We start from the raw sequence: 1210 nt of genomic DNA, 5'->3' as shown, positions 1-1210 counted from the left end.
GAGCGCGTATTAACGCTAGATTTGACATGATGTTGCGGCACCCTGTTAGCCAATCGCCTTGAGGAGCCTCGCGTGTCTGCCAGCCTGATCGAGCATTTTGCCAGCCTTGAAGATCCCCGTATTGAGCGTAACAAGCTGTATCCTCTTAAAGAAATTCTGCTGTTGACGGTCTGTGGGGTGCTGAGCGGGGCGGACGGCTGGGAGGCGATCAAGCAGTTTGGAGAGGCGAAGCTGGAGTGGCTGCGTCGCTTTTGTCCGTTCGAGAACGGGATTCCGTCGCATGATCGCATTGCCAACGTGATCTCACGGCTCAATCCCAAGCGGTTTGAAGACTGCTTCATCGATTGGACGCAGACCGTCACCGGGGTGACAGAAGGCGAGGTGATTGCGGTGGACGGCAAGACGGTCCGAGGCTCGCGCGACCGACGCCGGGGACGTGCGGCGCTGCACATGTTCAGTGCTTGGGCCGTATCGAACCGTTTGGTGCTGGGGCAAGAAGCTACGGCGGAGAAATCCAATGAGATCACGGCAATTCCCGAGTTGCTTGAACTCTTGGCGCTCAAGGGCTGTATGGTCACGATCGATGCGATGGGCTGTCAGCGCGCCATCGCCGAGCAGATCCGTTCCCAGGGCGGGGATTATGTGCTTGGGCTCAAAGGCAACCAGAGCACGCTGCAAGAGCCTGTCGAGGATTTCTTCACCACCGCCGTTGCGGGCCAATTCGCCGGTGTCGCCCATGCCTATACCTGAGGAAACCGACAAAGATCACGGACGCCTGGAGATCCGCCGTTACTGGATCACGGAGGATCTGAGGACGGTGCCCAATGCCGCGCGCTGGGCGGGCTTGCGCAGCATTGGAATGGTCGAACGCACCTGCTGGCAGGACGGTGTTCAGAGTGTCGAGCAACGCTACTTCATCGCCTCCATTGGCGCCGATGCCCAGCGCTTCGCCACGGCCGTGCGGGGGCACTGGGGCGTAGAAAACCGTCTTCATTGGCGCTTGGATGTGATCTTCAACGAGGATGCCAGCCGGATTCGCAAAGGTCAGGCTCCGGCCATCATGACCGCGATTCGTCATTGCTGCGTCAACCTACTCGAGAAGGAAGGCTCCTCGCTCAGCATGGCGCACAAACGTCGCAAGGCCGCCTGGGACGACGACTATCGCGCTAAGGTCCTGGCTGGTTGATGATTAATACGCGCTCGCCCTGAT

At 59.4% G+C, this 1210-nt stretch carries 2 protein-coding genes; both read left to right on the top strand.

Features of this window, described 5'->3' with window-relative positions; translation table 11 throughout:
* Nucleotides 1–72 precede the first annotated feature (72 nt).
* Complete coding sequence (locus THIDRDRAFT_RS27190; protein WP_007043404.1) at nucleotides 73–750, top strand: ISAs1 family transposase; 678 nt, start codon at nucleotides 73–75, stop codon at nucleotides 748–750.
* Nucleotides 737–1186 (top strand): ISAs1 family transposase, encoded by a 450-nt coding sequence (locus tag THIDRDRAFT_RS27185; protein ID WP_007043403.1) that lies wholly within the window; start codon nucleotides 737–739, stop codon nucleotides 1184–1186. The genes THIDRDRAFT_RS27190 and THIDRDRAFT_RS27185 overlap by 14 nt, the downstream gene beginning before the upstream one ends.
* The last annotated feature ends 24 nt before the right edge of the window (nucleotides 1187–1210 follow it).

It is taken from the genome of Thiorhodococcus drewsii AZ1 (assembly GCF_000224065.1).
GTDB lineage: Bacteria > Pseudomonadota > Gammaproteobacteria > Chromatiales > Chromatiaceae > Imhoffiella > Imhoffiella drewsii.
The sequence above is the reverse complement of the archived record's forward strand: the minus strand, read 5'-3'. Positions and strand labels throughout refer to the sequence as shown.